This window comes from Acinetobacter sp. UNC436CL71CviS28, assembly GCF_000620525.1.
GTDB classification, from domain to species: Bacteria; Pseudomonadota; Gammaproteobacteria; order Pseudomonadales; family Moraxellaceae; genus Acinetobacter; species Acinetobacter radioresistens.
On the sequence record NZ_JIBB01000016.1, the window covers coordinates 48,159 to 70,609 of the forward strand.

General features: G+C 44.1%; 17 protein-coding genes and 1 pseudogene. 10 read left to right on the forward strand and 8 right to left on the reverse strand.

What is annotated here, in order from left to right:
- Positions 1-69: 69 nt before the first annotated feature.
- From N518_RS0107785 to gabT, 3 genes are all read right to left on the reverse strand, one after another.
- A complete protein-coding gene (locus N518_RS0107785; protein WP_005026647.1) occupies positions 70-1,341 on the reverse strand; it encodes a Glu/Leu/Phe/Val family dehydrogenase in 1,272 nt (423 codons plus the stop codon).
- 152 nt (positions 1,342-1,493) lie between these two features.
- A complete protein-coding gene (locus tag N518_RS0107790) occupies positions 1,494-2,942 on the reverse strand; it encodes an NAD-dependent succinate-semialdehyde dehydrogenase (RefSeq protein ID WP_005026654.1) in 1,449 nt (482 codons plus the stop codon).
- A complete protein-coding gene (gene gabT / locus N518_RS0107795) occupies positions 2,939-4,219 on the reverse strand; it encodes a 4-aminobutyrate--2-oxoglutarate transaminase (RefSeq protein ID WP_005019631.1) in 1,281 nt (426 codons plus the stop codon). Before gabT ends, N518_RS0107790 begins: the two co-directional genes overlap by 4 nt.
- 384 nt (positions 4,220-4,603) lie before the next feature.
- Here gabT and N518_RS0107800 point away from each other — a divergent pair, with 384 nt between their 5' ends.
- The 6 genes from N518_RS0107800 to N518_RS0107825 all read left to right on the forward strand — a co-directional run bounded on the left by N518_RS0107800 (position 4,604) and on the right by N518_RS0107825 (position 11,341).
- Positions 4,604-6,034, forward strand: a complete 1,431-nt coding sequence (locus N518_RS0107800) for a gamma-aminobutyraldehyde dehydrogenase (RefSeq protein WP_005026658.1) — start codon at positions 4,604-4,606, stop codon at positions 6,032-6,034.
- A 17-nt stretch (positions 6,035-6,051) separates the two neighbouring features.
- A complete protein-coding gene (locus tag N518_RS0107805; RefSeq protein WP_005026659.1) occupies positions 6,052-6,822 on the forward strand; it encodes a nuclear transport factor 2 family protein in 771 nt (256 codons plus the stop codon).
- 56 nt (positions 6,823-6,878) lie between these two features.
- Positions 6,879-7,598 (forward strand): FadR/GntR family transcriptional regulator, encoded by a 720-nt coding sequence (locus tag N518_RS0107810; protein WP_005026662.1) that lies wholly within the window; start codon positions 6,879-6,881, stop codon positions 7,596-7,598.
- 73 nt (positions 7,599-7,671) lie between these two features.
- A complete protein-coding gene (locus tag N518_RS0107815) occupies positions 7,672-8,379 on the forward strand; it encodes a cache domain-containing protein (RefSeq protein WP_005026664.1) in 708 nt (235 codons plus the stop codon).
- Between the two features lie 195 nt (positions 8,380-8,574).
- Positions 8,575-9,906: an APC family permease gene (locus N518_RS0107820; RefSeq protein ID WP_005026666.1), complete on the forward strand. Its 1,332-nt coding sequence runs from the start codon at positions 8,575-8,577 to the stop codon at positions 9,904-9,906.
- 19 nt (positions 9,907-9,925) lie between these two features.
- Positions 9,926-11,341 carry an NAD(P)/FAD-dependent oxidoreductase gene (locus tag N518_RS0107825; protein WP_005026668.1) on the forward strand — a complete coding sequence of 472 codons (1,416 nt, stop codon included), beginning with the start codon at positions 9,926-9,928 and terminating at the stop codon, positions 11,339-11,341.
- 116 nt (positions 11,342-11,457) lie between these two features.
- Here the strand turns inward: N518_RS0107825 and N518_RS0107830 are convergent, their stop codons facing one another.
- On the reverse strand, positions 11,458-12,705 hold the full coding sequence (locus tag N518_RS0107830; protein WP_005026670.1) for an aromatic amino acid transport family protein: 1,248 nt from the start codon (positions 12,703-12,705) through the stop codon (positions 11,458-11,460).
- A 250-nt stretch (positions 12,706-12,955) separates the two neighbouring features.
- On the opposite strand from N518_RS0107830, the gene N518_RS0107840 reads away from it, so the two are divergent.
- The gene (locus N518_RS0107840; RefSeq protein ID WP_005026672.1) at positions 12,956-14,443 is read left to right on the forward strand and encodes a PLP-dependent aminotransferase family protein; all 1,488 of its coding nucleotides are present in this window, start codon (positions 12,956-12,958) and stop codon (positions 14,441-14,443) included.
- A gap of 94 nt (positions 14,444-14,537) precedes the next feature.
- Here N518_RS0107840 and N518_RS0107845 read toward each other — a convergent pair whose 3' ends face one another.
- Entirely contained in the window at positions 14,538-15,647 is a 1,110-nt protein-coding gene (locus N518_RS0107845; protein WP_005019614.1) for a beta-ketoacyl-ACP synthase III, read from the reverse strand.
- Positions 15,648-15,677: 30 nt separating this feature from the next.
- The gene (gene hrpA, locus N518_RS0107850; RefSeq protein ID WP_217449095.1) at positions 15,678-19,502 is read right to left on the reverse strand and encodes an ATP-dependent RNA helicase HrpA; all 3,825 of its coding nucleotides are present in this window, start codon (positions 19,500-19,502) and stop codon (positions 15,678-15,680) included.
- Positions 19,503-19,875: 373 nt separating this feature from the next.
- Between hrpA and ahpC the strand changes: the two genes are divergently transcribed.
- Together ahpC and N518_RS0107860 are read left to right on the forward strand one after the other, a co-directional pair.
- Positions 19,876-20,439, forward strand: coding sequence for an alkyl hydroperoxide reductase subunit C (gene ahpC, locus N518_RS0107855; RefSeq protein ID WP_005019607.1), 564 nt, complete (start codon positions 19,876-19,878; stop codon positions 20,437-20,439).
- Positions 20,440-20,623: 184 nt separating this feature from the next.
- A complete protein-coding gene (locus N518_RS0107860; protein WP_005019605.1) occupies positions 20,624-20,830 on the forward strand; it encodes a KTSC domain-containing protein in 207 nt (68 codons plus the stop codon).
- Positions 20,831-20,864: 34 nt separating this feature from the next.
- On the opposite strand, the gene N518_RS0107865 is transcribed toward N518_RS0107860, so the two are convergent.
- Together N518_RS0107865 and N518_RS0107870 are read right to left on the reverse strand one after the other, a co-directional pair.
- The gene (locus N518_RS0107865; protein WP_005026684.1) at positions 20,865-21,449 is read right to left on the reverse strand and encodes an O-methyltransferase; all 585 of its coding nucleotides are present in this window, start codon (positions 21,447-21,449) and stop codon (positions 20,865-20,867) included.
- A 45-nt stretch (positions 21,450-21,494) separates the two neighbouring features.
- On the reverse strand, positions 21,495-21,710 hold the full coding sequence (locus tag N518_RS0107870) for a DUF1653 domain-containing protein (RefSeq protein ID WP_005026686.1): 216 nt from the start codon (positions 21,708-21,710) through the stop codon (positions 21,495-21,497).
- 310 nt (positions 21,711-22,020) lie between these two features.
- Between N518_RS0107870 and N518_RS0107875 the strand changes: the two are divergent.
- Positions 22,021-22,451: pseudogene (locus tag N518_RS0107875) on the forward strand (alkyl hydroperoxide reductase subunit F); the annotation flags it as partial.

The window sequence follows — 22,451 nt, forward strand, 5'->3', positions numbered from 1 at the left end:
CTGATCAATCTATAGATCCTGTTTGGGTTTTTCTCACAATGGTTTTAGCATTTATCTACCGGTTAAAAGTTAACCCGGGAAGATGCCGCGACCTTTACGTGCAATCAGAATTCGTTCACATGCCAGAATATAGGCAGCGGTACGCAGAGTACATTTCTTGGCCTCAGCAGTATTCCAGACATCATGAATTGCTTGAATAAGCAGTTTATCCAAACGCTGATTAATTTCTTCTTCAGTCCAGAAGTAACTTGAAATATCCTGTACCCATTCAAAATAACTGACAGTTACCCCTCCGGCATTACAGATAACATCTGGCACCACCGTAATGCCCCGTTGCAGCAACACGTCATCAGCTTCAGGATAGGTCGGACCGTTTGCGCCTTCCAAAACCAGCTTGGCTTTTAATTTTTCAGCACGTTCAACAGTAATTTGTCCCTCAAGCGCTGCCGGAATCAGGATATCCATTTCAGCATCCCAAAACTCGTCATTAGTTATAGGCGTAGCACCTGGAAAACCGAGTACACCTGGATGCTCTTCCATATAAATTCGTAAAGCGTCCAGATCAATACCATTATTATTCAGGATCGTACCGGTATGGTCCTGAATACATACCACCTTGGCATTTGCCTGTGCGAACAGATTTGCTGCTTCACTGCCCACATTACCAAACCCCTGTACGGCGACTTTAGCACCATCAATCGCCAGATTATTTTTTTTGGCAGCCTCACGTCCGGTAATATACACGCCACGGCCAGTGGCCTTGACACGTCCCAGCGACCCCCCTAAATGGACCGGTTTGCCCGTAACTACACCTGTCACTGTATAGCCCTTATTTGATGAATAAGTATCCATGATCCAGCCCATGACATTCTGGTTAGTGCCCACATCAGGAGCCGGAATATCTTTTTGTGGGCCAATAATATGGCCAATTTCACTGGTATAACGACGCGTTAACCGTTCCAGTTCACGGGTTGATAAAGCGCGCGGATCAACTCGAATCCCGCCTTTGGCACCACCAAAAGGCAGATTGACTACAGCTGTTTTAATGGTCATCCAGGCAGCCAGCGCGGTGACTTCATTCAGATCCACATCTGGATGGTAACGAATACCTCCTTTCCCCGGACCGCGGGACAGATTATGTTGTACCCGGTAGCCCTCAAAATGCCGAATGGTTCCGTCATCCATTACAATGGGCACATCGACAATAAGAGCACGTTTGGGACGTTTTAAAGTATCAATATAATCAGCAAGATGTTGCAGATATGGAGCCACCCGATCAATCTGGGCCAGATAGGTATTCCAGGCGCCTGCCTCTTCATTAATATAAGAAAGATTAGACATAACTGTTTCCTTCAGGAAATTCTAATGTGCATGGGAGAAGTTCTTATAGTGGTGGACTTCTATATAGAAGTGAAGAACCTTTAACATATATCAACATAGCCCGAGAGATGAAAAAATTTTCCACCACTCAGGCTATGTGATATTTTTGAATTTTAGTTACTTATATCAACACATAAATATTTCATTTCCAGGTATTCATCAATCCCATGCTGCGAGCCTTCGCGCCCCAGCCCTGACTGTTTTATACCACCGAAAGGAGCAACTTCTGTTGAAATCAGGCCAGTATTGATGCCTACCATGCCGTATTCCAGCGCTTCCCCCACACGCCACTGCCGGGCTGTACTTTGTGTAAACAGGTAAGCAGCTAACCCGAATTCTGTGTTGTTTGCCATCTGGATTACCTCTTCTTCAGTACTAAAACTGAATAATGGAGCCAGTGGACCAAAAGTTTCTTCACGAGAAATTTTCATTTCCTGAGTGACACCAGTTAAAACGGTTGGCTCAAAAAATGTGCTGGTTTGATTTAGCCGTTTGCCGCCTGTACGGATGCTTGCACCTTTGCTAACGGCATCTTCAATGTGCGACTGGACCTTCTCAATTGCAGCTTCGTCAATCAGTGGGCCTTGTGTTATTTCAGACTGTCGGCCGTCACCCACTTTTAACCTGGCAACTTCAGCAATCACACGTTCACTGATTGCATCATAAATACCTTCCTGTATATAAATACGGTTTGCACATACACAGGTCTGGCCGCTGTTACGGAATTTGCTAGCCATTATTCCCTTTACAGCCTGATCCAGATTGGCATCATCAAATACAATAACCGGCGCATTCCCCCCAAGTTCGAGTGACAGCTTTTTAATTGTTGGCGCACACTGTTTCATGAGAATGCGGCCGACCTCGGTTGAACCGGTAAAGCTCAGCTTGCGGACAACGTCGCTTTCGCATAAAGTCTGGCCAACTTCAATTGATTCGCCGCTCAGTGTAATCATGACATCTTTTGGAATACCTGCCTGTAATGCCAGAACCTCCAGTGCATAAGCACTAAGTGGCGTCTGTTCTGCTGGCTTAATCAGCATTGAACAACCCGCAGCAAGTGCTGGTCCTACCTTGCGGGTAATCATGGCGGCCGGAAAGTTCCAGGGTGTAATTGCCGCTGTTACTCCGATTGGCTGTTTAATTACCAGTAACCGTTGCTGTGCCTGAGATGATGTCAAAACCTCTCCATCTACACGACGAGCCTGCTCAGCAAACCAGCGGATGAAAGATGCAGCATAACTAATCTCGCCCCGTGCTTCTGACAGCGGTTTACCCTGTTCGGCAGTCAGGATCTGTGCCAGATCCTCCTGATGCTTGAGCATCAGGCGGTACCAGTTCCACAGTAGATCAGCTTTTTGCAGGGCAGTCTGCTGTTTCCAGACAGCCTGTGCCTGTTCAGCACGTTGAATAGCATTTTCTATAGCCGCACGGTCATAAGTTCTGACCCAAGCCAGCTGTTCTCCTGTAGCAGCATCCTGTACACAGATATAATGATCAGCTGAAGGCTGGGTAAAAGTGATGTCGGGATGGTCCAGTAAATACTGTAAATTTTGCTGGATCATGCAGAGCGCTCCAGATTTTGCTGGGTGACTGCTGTGAAACCGGCTTTCAGAATATCCAGAGCTTTCTGGAACTGTTCAGCCGGAATAGTGAGTGGATATAGAAAACGGATAACATTCGCTGATTTACCACAAGTCAGCAGCAAAAGACCTTGGCTCATGGCATATTCCTGAATCGCTTTTGCCTGCTCAGCATATTCAAGCTCTACCGCGACCATAGAACCCAGACCACGTATATCCTGAATCATGGAGCTGGTAACTTTAAGCTGTTCCAGGGTTTTGATGAGCTGTGAACCCAGTACATGTGCACGCTCGCAAAGCTGTTCTTCTTCGATCACATCAATTACTGCATGTGCAGCCGCTACAGCCAGCGGATTACCGGCATAAGTACCGCCCAGTCCTCCCGGGTTCGGTGCATCCATTATTTCGGCACGACCCACTACGCCAGAAATCGGGAAGCCACCGCCGAGGCTTTTAGCCATAGTAATCATATCGGCCTTGATACTGTAATGTTGCATAGCAAACAGTTGTCCGGTACGGGCAAAACCGGTCTGCACTTCATCGGCTATCAGTAAAATACCGTGCTGGTCGCAGAGCTCACGCAAACGCACCAGAAATTCCTGAGGTGCGACATTGAAACCACCTTCCCCCTGCACCGGTTCAAGTACAATAGCGGCAACATCTTGAGGTACCATGTCAGTACTGAAAATATTTTCAATGCTTTCCATTGCATCGTCCACACTGATTCCCTGTGACTGCGATGGATAGCGGCCATGGAATACACCTGCCGGCATGACACCAAAATCACGTTTATAAGGTGCTGTTTTACCCGTCATTGCCATAGTCATAAAAGTACGGCCATGAAAACCGCCACTAAATGTGATAATGCCATAACGACCAGTGGCAGCCCGGGCAATTTTGACTGCATTTTCTACAGCTTCTGCACCTGTGGTAAAGAAAGCTGTTTTTGCCGGCCCTTCAATAGGCGCACGCTGGTTAATACGCTCAGCTAAAGATACATAACTTTCATAAGGCGCAACCTGGTATGCCGTATGAGTAAATTTTCCGAGCTGTTCAGTTACTGCTGCAATCACTTTCGGATGGCGATGACCAGTGTTCAGTACGGCAATCCCGCCTGCAAAGTCAGTATATTCACGCCCATCCATGTCCCACAGAGTGGCGTTCTCTGCACGTTCTACATACCATGAGCACATAATGCCTACACCGCGTGGAGTGGCCTGCTGCTTGCGGCTGTTAATATCAGTATGTTTAGAATCCATTTTTTGTACCTCATTTTTATTTAAGCACCGTCAGTTCCTGCTCTAGGCTTGTCTGACGACTGATGACTGCTTTAATCTCACCCTTTTACCCCATTCTGACGAGAGCCATTTCTTGTTCTTCTTTAGGAGCCAATCTGTTTTGCTATAAAAAATAGAGAATCTTAATAGGTTAGATAAAAAAATTATTTTCCCTTCAAGGTTATGTTAGGTTTTTAAAAATTAAGTTAATCTTTTTAGTTACTTACTAATTACTAAAATAATTAGATAAATTTTTTTGCTTACTCCTGCTTTTATTTCTTTTTAAAAAAATAATTTGACAGTTTAAATAAAACATAATACATATAGTTTTATATGTAATATTTTATAACCAAGGAAGAGTAAAAAATGACGACTGTAAAACTAAAACATTTTATTAATAGTGAATATTCTGAACCGCAAGACAATAATTATTTTGATCTGATCAGTCCGGTAACTGGAGAACTATATGCACAGTCGCCTAATGCAACTGAAGCAGAAGTAGATGCCGCTTATGCTGCTGCTAAAGAAGCATTTAAAACCTGGGGACGGACTACGCCCTCTGCACGCCAGAAAGCTTTACTAAGCCTGGCCGATGCTATTGAAACCAATGCAGACCGCCTAATTGAAGCACAGAGCCGTAATACTGGACAGCTTAAGCATCTGATCGCTTCTGAAGAAGTAGCAATATGTGCGGACCAGATCCGCTTTTTTGCAGGCGCAGCACGTTTACTGGAAGGGACAGCAACATCTGAATATCTGGAAGGCTTAACGTCCAGTATCCGCCGTGAGCCAGTGGGTGTAGTCGGTCAGGTAACACCCTGGAACTATCCACTCATGATGGCTGTCTGGAAAATTGCACCTGCACTGGCTGCAGGCAATACCGTTGTGCTTAAACCTAGCGATACCACACCGGAAAGCACTTTACTGCTGGCAGAAATTGCAGCACCATTCTTTCCAAAAGGCGCTTTTAACGTGGTGTTAGGCAAGGCAGATGTAGGCTCCAAGGTGGTTTCACATAAAGTTCCAGCCTTAGTATCGATTACCGGTTCAGTGCGTGCCGGTTTACAGGTGGCAGCCTCTGCTGCGGCCAATCTTGCCAAGGCTCACCTGGAACTTGGAGGTAAAGCTCCGGTTCTGGTTTTTGAAGATGCCGACCTCGAAAAAGCGGCTGAGATGATAGCCATGACCGGCTTTTTTAATGCCGGGCAAGACTGTACCGCCGCAACCCGAGTAATTGTATCTGAAGCAGTACATGACGAATTTGTGCAGAAACTGGTGGCTGCTGCAAAGAACACTCGGTTCGGTGAACCAGATGATGAAAATGCCTTATATGGCCCACTCAATAATGCCAACCAGCTTAAACATGTGACAGGCTTTATTGAACGTCTGCCCTCACATGCCAAAATTGAAACTGGTGGTCGTCATGCTGACCGTCCAGGCTATTATTTTGAACCTACAGTTATTACTGGTCTGCAACAGCAGGATGAAGTAATTCAAAATGAAATTTTTGGTCCAGTGATTACCGTACAAAAATTTAGTGATGAAACGGATGCCATTTATAAAGCCAATGACGTTGAATATGGCTTGGCTTCAAGTGTATGGACCAGAGATCACGGGCGTGCTACACGTCTCAGCCGCGAACTTGATTTTGGTACAGTATGGGTCAACACGCATATTCCGCTGACTGCTGAAATGCCACACGGCGGCTTCAAAAAATCAGGTTATGGTAAAGACCTGTCAGGTTACGGTTTTGAAGAATATACCCGTATCAAGCACGTAATGAGTTCAAATGACTAGTCAGGCTGGAGCCAAACATGAATCAACAGGAAATTAAAGCACTGGTCGGAACTGCGCATCATGAACTGTTCAGCCTGCATGACACCAGTGCGCTTGAACGTTACTTCTCGGCAGACTTTATTGAACACTCGCCTCTGGTCGCAGATGGGCTTTCTGGTTTGCGTCAACTGGTACAAGACTGTCCAAATCTTAAACATGAAGCTGTTCGCATCTTGGCCGATGGCGATCTGGTCGCTATTCATGGACGCTTTGAAGGGCTAGATGAACAGCCACTGGTCGGTTTTGATATTTACCGGGTTAAAGATGGCAAAATTGTAGAACACTGGGACGGATTAGTCCCTGAAGCAGCAGCCAATCTTAGTGGCCGTACCCAGCTTGACGGGCCCACTGAGGTAGCAAAGACTGGTCAGGAAGAACATAACCGGTCACTGGTAAAAGAATTTTTTACCCGTACGCTGATCGAAGGTGATTATGAAGGCTTCAGAGATTATGCTAACGGCGAATTATTTCAGCAGCATAGCCCTGATATTGGTGACGGTACTGTGGCAGTGATCGATTTCCTCAACAAAATCCGTAACGAAGGTCAAGGTTTGCTATACTCGAAAATTCATCGCACCATTGCCGATGGCCAGTTTGTCTTGACCCACTCTGAAGGAAGTATTGCAGGTACACGTCATGCCTATTTTGAATTATGGCGTGTAGAAGACGGTAAAATCGTTGAACTCTGGGATGCAATTGCTCCAGTTCCCCAAGATGACCAGGCTGTACATCGCTATGGCGTATTTTAAAGATTAGCCGCTTCCTGAGCCGGGTATTTTATGCCTGGCTTTAAAGAGAGTTAGCCATGACAGCACATACCATTATATTTGCGCCTATCGAGCAGGCCACGCGCTCGGAACAGGTGGTAGGACGGCTAGAAAATGCAATCATTTCTGGTCTGCTCAAAAGTAATGAACAGCTTCCAAATGAGGCCGATTTGGCCCGCCTTATGGGGGTATCACCCATTACGGTTCGTGAAGCATTAAACACCTTGAGAGTAAAAGGCCTGATTGATACGCGACGTGGACGTAACGGTGGAAGTTTTATCTGTGAAATTTCTCCTGATCTGTTGCTAGAGCAGCATCCCTTGCGGCAGGCCAGTAGTGATTATCTGGCAGATCTGGGCGAATACCATAGCGCCATTCTTGGCCATAGTGTATATCTGGCTGCCCAGCGCACGACAACACAAGATCTTTCAAAAATGAGGGAACTGATCCATCTATTTGCACAGGCTACACAACCGGATACCCGCGCACAAACCGATATGCGCTGTCTGTTAACTCTAGCTTCGTTTGCACAGTCTTCAAGACTAGCCAATCAGGAGCTTTCCATTCAGGCAGAGTGGGCCCCTCTGGTTGCGATACTTTATCAGGATACAGACTTTCATACAGATGTAGTTGAGCAATATCAGCAATTATTGCCATTGCTAGATCAGGCAGATGAAGCTCAGGCAGCACTGCACACCAAAAAAATTATCTCGATGCTGACTGACCAGATGCTCGAGTACAAACTGTCCATCGCATAACAAGAATAGATATACCGGAACGTTGCATGTTCCTATCCAGACGGTGAAATAACAAGGACAAGGATATAAAGGAATGAAAACAGAATTATATATAGAACAGCTCCAGATGTTACTCGAGCAGGTTATAAGTGAGACCACTTCAACTGCACAGCAATTGGCCCAGCAGACCAGCCATATTTTATCTCGACGTATGATAGATCCGGGTCGCGGTATTAAACTGTCGACTGAGGAGCGTCAAGCTTTACAATATGAAATTAAGGCTGCATTAGGAAAATCGACTTATACACATGGGATTGGTTTTGCAGGATATACTCCCGAAAACCAGGAAGAAAAAGATTACTGGACACTGGAATGGTGGTTTAAAAAAGGTGATGAACTGCAACAGGCTAAACTTGAAAACTACCAGAATGCCCAGCGTTTTCTCGATTTCCGCTCCTTTGACTGGTTTCAACAGCCAGCATGCAGCAAGCAGCCCTATATTCAGGGGCCTTATGTCGACTATATCTGTAACGGTGCCTACACGATTACCACAGCCTATCCCGTAATGGTACAAAGCCAGTTTGTAGGGGTAATTGCTATTGACTTACTGGTCTCTTCACTTGAAAAGGTTTTTCTGCCTGGCCTCCGCAAAATCAAGCAGGCTGCTGTGATTATTAATGATACAGCCCGTGTAATTACCTCCAACACAAAAGGTTTTCGCACGGGTACTCTGGTGAGACATACGCCTATGGCTAGTACAATTGTGCGGTCATCCCAGCCCTTGCAGCTACTGGTTTTATAGCTTTAAACCAGTTATGGGTAAAGGCTTTAAATTAAGCCTCTGATTAGAAGCCAAGCCACCTTATAAATTACAAGAACCTGAACTTAAAAGTTTGGGCACATATTCTTTATGCTTATTTTATTTATATCAGCAACATATCATTGACTGGCTTAAAAATTGCAGGGTAGCAAACAGAAATATAAGGGCTTTTATAATATGGAAAAAACTACTGTAAATTTAAAAAAACTGACCCTCTGGCAAGTCATTATTATTGGTATTGCCTACATGACTCCGATGACGGTATTTGATACCTTTGGCATCGTTTCGGGTGTTACCGATGGACACGTACCTTTAGCTTATATACTGGCATTAATTGCAATGGTGCTAACTGCATGGAGTTATGCGCGTTTTAGTCGTGAATCTGAAAAAGCAGGTTCAGCATATACCTATACTGCTGAAAGCTGTGGTCCACAATACGGCTTTTTTGTTGGCTGGTGCGCGCTGCTGGATTATCTCCTGCTTCCGCTCATTAATGTATTACTCGCTTCCATTTACCTCACTGCCCTGATTCCAGATGTTCCTTATTGGGCTTGGGTCATGATTTCTGCAAGTGTTGTCACTCTGGTGAATTGTTTTCGTATCAACATATTAGCCAACTTAAGTCTGGTTTTTGTTTTTGCGCCTATTATTCTCATGGTTATATTTGTTTATCTGGTAATTCAGGGTATAGGCTCTTCTCAGGGTTATGAGCATGTTCTGACTCTTACGCCCTTATGGAATGGAGATCATGAGCTTTTACCACTTATCGCTGGCGCATCAATTTTGTGTTTTTCATTCTTAGGGTTTGATGCAGTCACGACATTATCTGCTGAAACCAAAGACCCGAAGCGGAATATCCCGCGTGCGGTACTGATGACCACCCTTATTGGCGGTTTGATCTTTATTAGTGCATCTTGGTTTATCCAGCTTTATTTTCCCAGCAATGTCCGTTTCAATAATCCGAGTGAAGCCCTGCCAGAAATTGTGCTTTATGTAGGTGGAGCCTTTTTTCAGTCGGTTTTCCTGTGTGGGCAGATTATGAATACCTTTGCTTCCGGCCTTGCTACCCATGCCAGTGCCTCGCGGCTTTTGCATATTATGGGCAGAGATGGTATTTTTCCGCGTAAATTCTTTGGTGCAGTTCACTTTAAACTCGGTACGCCACTTTTTTCGGTATTATTTGTCGGCCTCATTTCAATGAGTGCAGCTTTTCTGGATCTCGCCCAAGTCGTTAGCCTGATCAGTTTCGGTGCTCTGGTTGCCTTTACTGCAGTGAATTTCTCAGTATTTATGCAATTTTATATTAAAAAGCAGCAACGCACAGGACTCAAGAATAAGTTCCTCAACCTGGTTTTACCATTTATTTCAGTCTGTGCCATCTTGTGCCTCTGGTTCAATCTGGATCATTCCTCCTTGATATTTGGTTGTATCTGGTTATTGGCCGGTATCTCCGTTTTCTTTTACAAAAAATTTAAAAAGCAGAATATTGCTATCAGCAATGTTTATTAATTCATTGAGGTCAGAAGCCATGTTAAATATATCTAAACCTATAATATTAAATGATGTTGTTTTTAAGCCGTCAACCACTCAACAGGCAGGTAAAGAATGGAACTGGGTTAATCCTCGTCATCTACAAGCTGACCACCCGGCCAATTATTATGAAAGCTCTCTGGCAGACTGGCATGAATTTAATGTCCTGCAAACTGATTGTGAATGTGATGTGGTTGTCATTGGTTCAGGCCTGTTAGGCGCCTCTACTGCATTACATCTGGCTGAACAGGGGGTCGAAACTGTTGTACTTGAGAAAAATCGTGTTGGTAGTGCCGCTTCGGGGCGTAATGGTGGCCAGTTGACACCTGGTCTAGCCCGTTGGGAAGCGGGTGAAATGGCAGAACATTTTGGCTATGAAGATGCAAAAAAACTCTGGCATTTTACTTCTACAGAGGCTATGCAGTTAATTGATGAAATCTCTGAAAAATACGGTCTGGATTTTCAACGAAAACGAGGACACATTACTGCTGCGGTTCATCAAGGTCATCTGGTTGGTCTTACCCAAGGTGCAGACGCCCGTAAATATCTCGGTGAAGACCATACACGCATTGTAGGTAAACACGAATTAGGTGAATATATTAAATCAGACTATTATACCGGCGGACTGATTGATGAGTTAGGCGGCCAGATTCATCCACTTGCTCTAAACCGTGGCCTGATTTATGCCTTCTGCAAAAATGGGGGTACCGTGTATGAACAGACTGAAGTAATTACAATTGAAGAAGCCGAAGACGGCGTGTATGTCAGAACAACAACCGGTACAGTCAAGGCACGCAAAAGTGTAGTGATGGCTGTACATCATGCATCATTTAAGTTGCTTCCACAGAAAAAACAGACGACGCTTCCCTTCTATACTTACGTTAGTACCACTGCTCCGCTTGAGCTTGATATTCATGAGCTTCTGCCTGAGGAGCATCCGGTTTACGACACCCAATTTCAGATTGACTATTATCGCCCGGTCACACAGAACCGGTTGTTGTTTGGCGGACAAGGTACAGGTAGCTGCTGGTCACCAGAGAAGACCTTGAACTATTTAAAAAATCGTATTCATACAGTTTTCCCACAGCTCAAGCAGGTTGAAATCGATTTTGCCTGGAGTGGTACTACTGATTTGACAGTCAATGGTGCTGTAGACAGTCGTAAGTTCGGGAGCAAGTTTCCAATTTATGCCGTGCATGGCTGGAGTGGGCATGGTGTTGCCCAGACTGTGCGTATTGGTAAAGCCATTGCAGCAGATTTTATTGGTCAATCCAGTGATTTTAAAATGCTCACTCAGATTGATCATGCCAACATCCTGTTTGCGCGCACTCTGGCCCCTGTTGTGATTCCAATTGCAAAAAGTGCTTATGGTGTGGGAGCTTTAATGAATCCAGGTAAAATGGTGTCTTTTTAATATTTTATTTAAGAAATATAAATAGTTTTCTCCAGCTTAAAATCATTAAAAACCGGTAAAGCAAATCGCTTTACCGGTTTCATAAATGAGCAGTTAAGGTTTAGAAACAATAAAAATTACCAGCCAGCTGGCAATAATTTGAATAATGCAGCAATAGCATAAACAGCACTGGCAAAATAGATAAGAATAATCAGAATTTTAATGCCCGGGTGAGTAATGGCAGAGCTGCATGTCCATGAAGGTTGAATATCTCCACGCGCACGCGCACCTTTTAAAATAAGCATGGGCATGATAGACAGGACTACACCGCTAAATGTTCCCGCGATATAAAGAGCATTAACGAAAGAGACCATACCGCTATAAGCCAGCAAAAATGGTGGAAGAGTTACAATGGCCATGACCAGAAGACGCTTTTTCATATCGCTATGAATTGCCAGTTTAAAACGATCACCGATATTTGTAACCAGACTGCCACCTAGCCCCCAGTACGAAGTCAGCATTGCAAACAAGGCAAACAGGTTAGCAGAGAAAAAGGCCCAATTACCCAGTACCTTGCCCCAGCTTAAAGTTGCTACCTGGGTAATGTTATCCAGACCACTAAGAGCAATCACGGACATCGGTACCGCAGCCAGCAGAATAAATGTAATTACCATACCGGTAATAATAGCTTTTGGCAGCTGCTCAGGCTTATCACTAAAACCACGTGCCATTTCTGGCACGATATATTGGGCAGAAAAACAGAACACCACGACATTAAATACTGGAATCATATAGATCCAGTTGCCCTGCATCAGATTTACAAACTGGGTTTTTTCATTGAGCAATGTCGCACCGAATAAAATTGCCAGCATAGCAACCATGCATATACAGATTACTTTTTCACTACGGCCAATCGCTTTTAATCCGAGCCATAATATTCCTGCCGCGGGAATAAAGAAAATAAGACTGCCGAGTGACCTTGGCAGGCCGGTCAGCGAATTCAGCAGCTCACCACTACCACTCATATAGGCGATTAATGCACCCATTGAATTAACACAAACCGCTGCGAAAATAATCCATGAGCCTAAAGCACCTACATAACGCTCGGACAGGCCGCTTAGTTGCAGATGTGCCCGGGTTCTTAATGTTGACTCGGCAACATATAGCATGGTAATGGTGGTCAAAATACCAGCGACAATTAACCAGAATAGCAAGGGCATAAAACCTGCCTTACGCGCTGCATAGGCTATAGAAAGAATACCTGCACCAATATTGGTGCCGACAATCATTGCAACGCCTTCCAGAAAACTTAAAGATTTGACAGGCGCTTCTTTGCACTCTGCAACGGTAAAAGGTACTGCGCCTTGTATGGTCTCTTCTGACATGATGAATTCCTTATAAATTATAGTCCTTGATGACTTAGGTTTCTAATTTCCTGTTATGCTTTTATAACGGGTTCAGATTCATCTTCTGATCAATCCTGCTTGTTTTAAGACCCTTGAATTTCAGTAAATTAAGCCTGAGTATATGTTCAGCTCCAGGGTTGAACCTGCTGGCCCATCCATAAGGTTTTATAATTTCATGCTTTATGGGGCCAGAAACGAGAGCCATTTTTAATAAACCGGAGAGAGCCAATTGCTTAGCTTGTTAGGAGACCATCTGTTACAGCGCTTACAGAAACAGACCGAGGGAGCTCTATATCACCGGGTATTCTGCTGTTTACGTGATGCCATCACAGAAGGTATTTTACCGCCTAAAACACGGCTACCGGCTTCGCGTGATCTGGCTCATGAACTCAAGGTTTCACGTAATACTATCTTGAATGCCTATGAGCATTTACAGGCACAAGGTTATATTCAGGCACATACGGGACGTGGCAGCTGGGTCGCTGAAAACCTGCCGGAGAGCTATCTGACGGTACCGGGACATGAACATCTGGCAGAACAGCCCAACCAGCAACAGTTAAAGCATCTGTCTAAGCGTGGTACTGCATTTCTTGAAAGTGCAGCCGCATCCCCCTATCAGTGGGGTGCTTTTGTGCCAGGCGCACCAGACGTTACCGAATTTCCACACGCCGAGTTTGGCCGGATTCTGAACCGTTTAAGCCGCCAGCCGGAAATTTCACGGCTCATCTATAGCAATGACGGAGGCTGTCTTGAACTTAAACAGGCATTAGCAGATTATTTGCGGGTTGCGCGCTCTGTACGCTGTGAGGCTGACCAGATTCTGATTACTGAAGGTATTCATCAGGCAGTAGATCTGGTTTCACGCTCTTTATGCGATGCTGGTGATCAGGTCTGGATTGAAGATCCGGGATACTGGGGTGCGCGGAATATTTTACGGATCAATGGACTGTGTATTAACCCGGTACCCGTTGATCATGAAGGTCTTATTCCTGATCATACATCTTCCGTTCCTAAACTGATCTTTGTTACTCCCTCACATCAGTATCCGCTTGGTTCGCACTTGAGCGTATCCAGACGCCGGCAACTGTTAGACCTGGCCCGTTATCACGGCAGCTGGATAATTGAAGATGACTACGACAGTGAATTCCGCTTTTCCGGCCAGCCTTTCCCCTCCTTGCAGGGACTGGAAGAAAATACGCCCGTCATTTATATGGGAACATTCAGTAAAACGATTTACCCGGCACTACGGATCGGTTATATGGTCATTCCTAAAAGTCTGGTCGAATCACTGAAAACGGTAGCTGCCGAGCTTTATCGGGGCGGGCATTTACTTACACAGCGTGCACTGGCTGAATTTATTCAAGAAGGTCATTATGCCGCTCATATCCGTCGGATGCGAATTTTGTATGGTAAACGCCGTGCATTTCTAATTGAACTGATTGAGCGCTATCTGGGCACAGAGTTTATTCATGAATTTAGTCATGCAGCAGGGTTACACCTGGTCCTCAAGCTGCCGGAGCATAGTGATGACGTTGCAATTGCCAGAATGGCCCTTTCGCGTGGTGTCAAAGTAAGACCTTTATCACGCTATTATTCGGATGCAGACCGCTCACAAGCTGGTCTGCTACTAGGTTTCGCCTGTGTAAAGGAGAAAGACATGCTTGTAGCATTTAGCGTATTAAGACAATGTCTGAAAGAACATCAGATTGCACTTTGAACCGGGTTAAAGCTACCCTTTTACTCACTATACAAATACAATAAAAAGGGCACAGCCTAAACTGTACCCTTCTTAAGAGTTTAACAAGATATTTTTATACTACGTGCTTTTGTACCAGAATACAGCCTACAGAATAACCTGCACCAAACGAGCACAGAATTCCATATTCACCATCGTTTACTTCGTGTGCTGTGCGGTGCATGGCAATAATGACCCCGGCAGAAGAAGTATTGGCAAATTCATCCAGAATAATCGGAACAAGCCCTGGCTGGGCTGCTTCTTTGCCTACTACCAGCTTCAAGATTAATTCATTCATGCTGGCATTGGCCTGATGTAACCAGAAGCGTTTTACTTCATTAGGCTGAATACTGTTTTTCTCAAGTTGAGCAGTAATCATTTTTGCGACCAGCGGACATACTTCCTTAAATACTTTGCGGCCATCCTGACGGAAACGCTTGTCATCAATATTGGCATTTTCACTAGTATTTAAAAAACCAAAATTATTACGAATATTGTTGGAAAATTGAGTAAACAGTTGTGTGTCCAGAATTTCAAAGCCAGATTTGCTGTCTGTATTTTCAATAATAGAAGCAGTCGCTACATCACCAAAAATAAAGTGACTGTCACGTGAACGGAAATCAGAATGCGCAGATGTAATTTCAACATTGACCAGCAATACACGACGCGCGCCTGTCTTAATGGCATCATGAGCCTGTTTCAGGCCAAAGGTCGCTGCAGAGCATGCCACGTTCATGTCATAGGCATACCCCTGAATTCCCAGAGCAGTCTGAATTTCAATAGCAACTGCCGGGTAAGCGCGCTGCATGTTTGAACATGCCAGAATCACGACATCAATATCTTCAGGTGTAACACCAGCATTTTCCATCGCCTGCTTGGCAGCAATTACGCCCCACTCTGCCTGTAACGACAGCTGGTCATCAGCACGTTCCTGCAAATGTGGACGCAAACGTTTCGGGTCAAGAATACCAGTTTTTTCAGACACATAACGACGCTTGACGCCTGATGCCTTTTCAACAAATTCAGCACTTGAACCACGGCGGGGCTCTAGTTCACCTGCAGCAATTTTTTCAGCATTTTCTAGGTTATACTGTTCCACATAAGCATTTAAACTTTCAACTAACTCTTCGTTGGTAATGACATTTTCAGGATGAAACAAGCCAGTACCAGTAATGCGGATGCCCATGTAAAACTCCTTTTAAAGAATGACGGTATTTTAACTGATTCCGAGCCGATCCCATAGTTTTTGCAGTCGAGTTGCAGAAACAGGTATTTTGGTCTTCATAGGCTGGGAGAACAGGGAAATACGTAATTCTTCAAGCATAAAGTAAAAGTCTATAGATTTCGGATTGTTACGGACACTGAATAACTTGTCCATCCACGGGTCAACCTGGGCAATAGCAGCTTCATCACGTTGCAGGTTATTAGGCAAACGCTCCAGACGCAGAACCAAGGCCTTCAAATAACGTGGAAATTCTGCCCATACCTCAGGCGGCTGGGTATAAACGAAATCGCCCAGTTGCATCAGGTCAAGCTGATCTTCAATATCATCAATACTACGCCCAAAAATTTCCGGATCAAGCACGAGCAGTTTACGGCGAATATCTTGCCACTGAATAAAAATATCGCTGAGTGCTGCCAAAGCCTGCTGGCCATAACTCAGGAAATTTCCCTTAACCTCTGCCAGTACATTCTGGAACTCTTCGGCATTCACCGGCAGTTCAGTTAATGCCATTTGCAAAGTCGCATATACCAGCATTTGCTCCAGTTTGGCCCGGTCACCTAATGGCGAATAAGCCAGAGCCAGAGGCTTACCCAACTGCTTTTTAAGCTGACGTATCAGGTCACCTAACTGCATGTGAATCAGACGAATTACTCCTTCACGATGCTGTTTAATGGCTTCGGCCTGATCATTAAAACTTTGTATAACAACACCTGATTCATCTTTAGCTTCTATCTCACTAAAGCTTTTTACCGGAACCAGAGCCTGATACTGTTTTATCACTACGCCTGTTACTTTCTGAGTGGCTTCAAAAATAAAGCTTTCCGGAAAAGTTTTATATTCACCTTTCAGCTGTTTTACCGGTCGCTGGGTTTCCTGACGGCAACGTGCTTTTAGCTCTGCCAGATCACGTCCTTTTTCAATCACTCGGCCTTTTTCATCAGTTACCTTGATAAAAGGAATCAGGTACTGATCAATCCGTTCAACTGAAAAATCCTTCTCTGTAATCTGTTCACCCCGCAAGGCAAATGTCAGATAATTCAGAACATGACGCTGCAAATCCTTATCCTGTACCTCACGCAGCAACTTGCGTGCAGTATCCGGGATCGGCACCAGATTACGTCGTTTATCCTTTGGCAAAGATTTAAGCAAGGCCTCAACCAGTTCCTGACGCCAGCCTGGAATTCCCCAAGACCAGATCTCTTCATTGACCTGCGCTAATGCCTGTAATGGAATTTTTACTGTAGCCCCGTCTTCATCATGGCTTGGGTCAAAGCGGTAACTTGCAGCCAAACGTAACTGTCCATTTTGAAGATAATCCGGAAACTGCTGTGTAGTCGGACGGTCATTCAGCCAGAGTGACTCTTCATCGACATATAAGAAACGCGGTTCTTTGGCCTCAACTGTAGCCAGCCAGTCTTCGAAACTGCGTCGGCTGGCAATTTCAGAAGGAATTTTAGAAGCATAAAACTGATAGACAGTTTCTTCATCTACAACCAGATCACGTCGGCGCAGCTTGTCTTCTACCCGCTCTACTTCTTCAAGTTTAAGCAGGTTATGTTTTAGAAATGGCGGTATAATGCCCAGGTTACCGGTTGTGAGAGCATCTCGCAGGAAAATCTCATGAGCTGCTGCCTGATCAACTTTTTCAAAATTGGTCAGGCGTTTTGGCTCAATAATTAAACCAAATAGCGAAATCTGGTCATAGGCATTTACAATACCTGTTTTTTTCGACCAGTGTGGCTCAAAATAGTGATGCTTCAGCAAATCACGGGCTGCTAGCAAAATCCATTCCGGCTCAATTTTAGCCAATGTCCGTAGATAGACCTGTGAAGTTTCTACCATTTCAAAAGCCATTACCCAAGATGCACCCGCCTTATGTAAAACAGAAGCAGGAAAAATTCGTGCCTTTTGCTGGCGCACCGCCATATAGACATTTTTTTCATCAGTCTTGTTGGCAATAAAGGAAAGTAATCCGGTTAGCAGGGCTCGGTGCAGGTTTTCATAACTGGCAGGTTTATCATTAAAACTCAGCTTTAAGCCTTCAGCCAGTTCAACAAGTTGTTTATGAGTCTGTTTCCATTCACGTAAACGTAGCCAGCTTAAAAAATGCTGACGTGCAAATGCGCGACGTTTATTTTCACTTAGCTGGTTATCCTTGTTGCCTTTTAAAGTTGACCAGAGCTTCAAATAAAATAGAAAATCTGAATCAGCTTCTTTAAATAAAGCATGTTTCTGATCCGCCTGAGTCTGTTTATCCGCAGGTCGCTCACGTGGGTCCTGTACAGCCAGTGCGCTCACAATAATCAGAGCTTCATTTAACGCACCGAAGTGTGCCCCACCCAGAATCATGCGGGCAAGTCTTGGATCAATTGGCATACGTGCCATCATCTGACCAATTTTAGTCAGCTCAGCTTTTTTCTCGTTTAGTGCACCCAGTTCAATGAGCAGCTTACGTCCATCATTAACCAGGCGGTGGTCAGGCGGCTCAATAAAGTCAAAATTTTCAAGATTTCCTAAACCTAAACTCTGCATTTGCAGAATGACTGAAGCCAAGTTTGTCCGCTTGATCTCAGGTTCTGTAAATTCTGGCCGGCTTAAAAAGTCTTCTTCACTATAGAGACGAATACAGACCCCAGGCGCAATACGGCCACAGCGCCCCTTACGCTGGTTTGCAGCAGCTTGCGATATCGCTTCAATCGGCAAGCGCTGTACGCGCGAGCGATAACTATAGCGGGAAATACGGGCAAAACCGCTATCAATCACATAGCGAATATTAGGAACAGTCAGTGCCGTTTCTGCCACGTTAGTAGCAATAATAATGCGCCGGCCCTTTCCTCCCGGATTAAAAATTTTCTGCTGTTCACCTAAACCCAGGCGTGCGAACAGTGGCAAGATTTCTGTATGCCGTGGACCATGTTTTTCCAGAGTTTCCTGAAGTTCGCGAATCTCCTGTTCTGTACTTGAAAAGATCAGGATATCTGCATGTTCCGGATGACCTTTTTCTTCTGCATCCTTGAAGCACTCTTCTACAGCCTGAACTACTGCACGTGGTAAATTTTCTTCGAAGTCATCAAACTCATCATCATCACTTCCTGCAATGTTCAGGTCGGAAATCGGACGATAACGTACCTCAACCGGAAAACTCCGGCCTTCCACTTCATAGACTGGTGCACCATTAAAGTAATGACTAAACCGATTTACATCTAGTGTTGCCGAGGTAATAATGACTTTTAAATCAGGACGTTTTTTAATGAGCTGCTTCAGGTAGCCCATAATAAAGTCAATATTTAGTGAACGTTCATGCGCCTCATCAATAATAATCGTGTCATATTTAGTCAGATAACGATCATGGGTCAGCTCAGCCAGCAGAATTCCGTCTGTCATCAACCGGACTATAGAATCCTGTGAGCCCTGTTCATTAAAACGGACTTTAAAGCCAATGGATTCCCCAAGCTTTTCACCCACTTCTTCAGCAATACGCTGTGACACGCTACGCGCTGCCAGACGTCTCGGCTGGGTATGACCAATCATTCCCGTCAGGCCGCGGCCTGCCAGCATTGCTATCTGGGGTAATTGTGTTGTTTTACCAGAGCCGGTTTCACCTGCCACAATAATGACCTGATGCGTTTGTATTGCTTCAATCAGTTTGTCCGCATATTGCGTGACTGGCAAATCCTGATTCAGTTTAATATTCGGGAGGCGTTCTACACGTGCCCGCACCTTGGCGTTAGATTTTTCAAAAAGTTCCTGATACTGCTTGGGATTTGCATCTTTACCTTTACCTAGCCGATTTAAACGATAAGAGTCCCGCGCCATGACCAGTTGATCTACATTTAAATGACTCAGCACCGAGCGCAATTCCTGATATAAAAATACGAACTGTCTATTTTACGCCGTAATGACATCCAGTGAAAGAATTCTCACTTTAATATATTTAGTGTTTTTTTCATTTTAACCCTTGAATTTTAAAGGGTCCGACGGCATGTTATATGCGTAGCAAAAATGCTTGTCCCGACTGGCTCTAGATTTCGCCTTAAAAAATGAACCGGACAAGACTTAGGTAAAATAGAAATGGCTTAATTTGTTTTACCGATTTAAGCAATGTAAAAATACTATTTTACCAATGATAAAAAATTATCTATTCTAGATCATGAAATTTAAATGCTAACACTCAATCATGGAGACAATGATGAGCTTAATTAATACTGAAGTTAAACCATTTAAAGCAACTGCTTATCAGAACGGCCAGTTCATCGAAATTACTGAAGCTGACCTGAAAGGTAAATGGTCTGTATTCTTCTTCTATCCAGCAGACTTTACTTTTGTTTGCCCAACTGAGCTTGGTGACCTTGCAGACAACTATGCTGAATTCAAACAGCTAGGTGTTGAAATCTACTCAGTTTCTACTGACACTCATTTCACTCACAAAGCTTGGCATGACTCTTCAGAAGAAATCAAGAAAATCGAATACCCAATGGTAGGCGATCCAACTTGGACTCTGGCTAAAAACTTTGAAGTATTAATCGAAGCTGATGGTCTTGCTGACCGTGGTACTTTCGTTATCGATCCAGAAGGTAAAATCCAGATCGTTGAAATCAATGCTGGCGGTATCGGGCGTGATGCATCTGAACTGCTTCGCAAAGTAAAAGCAGCTCAATACGTTCACGCTCACCCAGGTGAAGTATGCCCAGCTAAATGGAAAGAAGGCGATGCAACACTTGCTCCTTCAATCGACCTAGTAGGTAAAATCTAATCTTGATTAGATTAAGCTAATAAAAAACCGTCTCATTTGAGGCGGTTTTTTTTATTTGAATTTTACTCTATAGCCGAGCCAGCACAGCAATAACATATTTTATACTCACAGAAAGATTTATTTCGACTATGGTCAGCTTATAAGCATTATAAATGAAAATATAACTAAAGCGTGGAGGAAACCTATGCCACAAGTTTTAGCTGTTATTTACTGGAAATATGACTCTACTTCACGTTATTTAAAAATTTTTTATAATAATGGTACAGGCGAGCTCTATCACCCCGTACCGGCATTTGTATATGACAATATGATGCGCGTTACTGACAAAACTGCTTTTGTTCACAAATATCTGGAGTTTAATTTGCACTTTGACCGGCTATCAATAGCGTGAGTTTCAGTACATTAAAGTTTTGAAAATAAAAGATTCAGGTTCGTGTTGCCATGAGTATACCGGCTCCTAGATCCAGTGTCGTTAACATCATGTCCTGCTCCTGCTGAAGTAAAGATATAAAATCTTTAACCTGATCTGCATGTGAAATTACGTTATCTACAATCAGGACCCCTTTTGGGGTCAAAACTTTCTTTAAATAAGGCCAGTAGATAATATAGGCATCCCGCTCTGCATCAAGTAGAATAAAATCGTACTGTTCTTGAGTGTGGCGAAGAAACTCAAGCGCATCTCCGACCCAAAACTGGACTACATCATTTAATCCCATTTTTTGTGCATGCCACTGTGCCTGCTGACTCCGTTCCTTCTCTATTTCCAGAGTAACTAATTTTGCCCCTGTTGCTCTGGCCGCCTCTGCCAGCCAGAGTGTAGAGTATCCGGTAGAAGTACCAATTTCCAGCAATCTCTCGGGTTGCTGAATACGCACTAGCATAGACAAATAGTAAGCCGATTCTGGCTCAATATTTCGATAGCGCAGCAATCGGTCATCCTGGTCTGCATCATGAGCTTGGAAAGATTGATAGAGCTCAGCCATATAGACATTAAATTCGGAAGTCGCCATGGCAGTTTTTCCTGTTTTTATTATAAATTTTTTATGGTTTAAAATTTATACGATCTGGATAAGCTTAAATCGGGGAATAGTTTCACCTTCTACCTCCACCGTTTCCTTAAACATACTTAAAGGTCGAACCCACATTGAATAATTACCATATAGACATTGATAAATAACCAGTTCCTCTTGTGTTTCACTGTGTTTCGCTACAGAAAAAACCTGGTATAGCTGTCCCTTATAATGCTGATAAATACCACGGGTAATTTGCATGATGCACTCCATCGAGAGAAGTTTAACAATCATGACTATGCCATAAAAAATTTTATTTGCTGCATGAAGAAAGTAAAATATTTTATTTACTGTCTCGTCGTCTGCAACTGAGAACCGAGCGAATTACACACCGCCTAAACAGCTAAGTCATGAAAAACAAGATCAGAACAGGCCCGAAAAACCGGCTCTGTTCTTTAATCACAATTCTTAAAACCGATTGTATTTATAAAAACATATTGTTTTACCTATTAATGGCTTTGCAGTATCATCAATTCATTCCTTAATATTGACTCCTTTGGAGAAGTTAGCAATGTTAGACCAAAATACTTCAGCACAACTTAAAACATTACTCGAACGTCTGGAAAGCCCGATTGAACTGGTTGCCTCTTTAGATGGCTCTGACAAGTCAGATAAAATCAAAGAGCTGGTCAATGAAATTGCCGCCCTGTCTGATCAGGTGACTGCACGCCTTGATGGCCAGCACAGCCGCCGCCCAAGCTTTGGTGTGGCCAAAGCGGGCGAGCAGCCCCGGGTATTCTTTGCCGGCCTGCCGATGGGGCATGAGTTCACCTCGCTGATTCTGGCCCTGTTGCAGGTTTCCGGATACGCTCCCAAAGTCTCTGACGAGGTACTGGCACAGATTAAAGCGCTCAACCTGACTGCTGACTTCGAAGTATTCGTGTCACTGAGCTGTCATAACTGTCCGGATGTGGTGCAGGCCCTCAACCTGATTGCCATCTA

What these genes read in the sequence shown, in the direction of transcription:
- ahpC (WP_005019607.1), top strand. Translation starts at nt 19,876, where the DNA reads ATGAGCTTAATTAATACTGAAGTTAAACCATTTAAAGCAACTGCTTAT.
- N518_RS0107805 (WP_005026659.1), top strand. Translation starts at nt 6,052, where the DNA reads ATGAATCAACAGGAAATTAAAGCACTGGTCGGAACTGCGCATCATGAA.
- N518_RS0107860 (WP_005019605.1), top strand. Translation starts at nt 20,624, where the DNA reads ATGCCACAAGTTTTAGCTGTTATTTACTGGAAATATGACTCTACTTCA.
- N518_RS0107800 (WP_005026658.1), top strand. Translation starts at nt 4,604, where the DNA reads ATGACGACTGTAAAACTAAAACATTTTATTAATAGTGAATATTCTGAA.
- N518_RS0107785 (WP_005026647.1), bottom strand. Translation starts at nt 1,341, where the DNA reads ATGTCTAATCTTTCTTATATTAATGAAGAGGCAGGCGCCTGGAATACC.
- gabT (WP_005019631.1), bottom strand. Translation starts at nt 4,219, where the DNA reads ATGGATTCTAAACATACTGATATTAACAGCCGCAAGCAGCAGGCCACT.
- N518_RS0107825 (WP_005026668.1), top strand. Translation starts at nt 9,926, where the DNA reads ATGTTAAATATATCTAAACCTATAATATTAAATGATGTTGTTTTTAAG.
- N518_RS0107790 (WP_005026654.1), bottom strand. Translation starts at nt 2,942, where the DNA reads ATGATCCAGCAAAATTTACAGTATTTACTGGACCATCCCGACATCACT.
- N518_RS0107830 (WP_005026670.1), bottom strand. Translation starts at nt 12,705, where the DNA reads ATGTCAGAAGAGACCATACAAGGCGCAGTACCTTTTACCGTTGCAGAG.
- N518_RS0107845 (WP_005019614.1), bottom strand. Translation starts at nt 15,647, where the DNA reads ATGGGCATCCGCATTACTGGTACTGGCTTGTTTCATCCTGAAAATGTC.
- hrpA (WP_217449095.1), bottom strand. Translation starts at nt 19,502, where the DNA reads ATGGCGCGGGACTCTTATCGTTTAAATCGGCTAGGTAAAGGTAAAGAT.
- N518_RS0107810 (WP_005026662.1), top strand. Translation starts at nt 6,879, where the DNA reads ATGACAGCACATACCATTATATTTGCGCCTATCGAGCAGGCCACGCGC.
- N518_RS0107815 (WP_005026664.1), top strand. Translation starts at nt 7,672, where the DNA reads ATGAAAACAGAATTATATATAGAACAGCTCCAGATGTTACTCGAGCAG.
- N518_RS0107820 (WP_005026666.1), top strand. Translation starts at nt 8,575, where the DNA reads ATGGAAAAAACTACTGTAAATTTAAAAAAACTGACCCTCTGGCAAGTC.
- N518_RS0107870 (WP_005026686.1), bottom strand. Translation starts at nt 21,710, where the DNA reads ATGCAAATTACCCGTGGTATTTATCAGCATTATAAGGGACAGCTATAC.
- N518_RS0107865 (WP_005026684.1), bottom strand. Translation starts at nt 21,449, where the DNA reads ATGGCGACTTCCGAATTTAATGTCTATATGGCTGAGCTCTATCAATCT.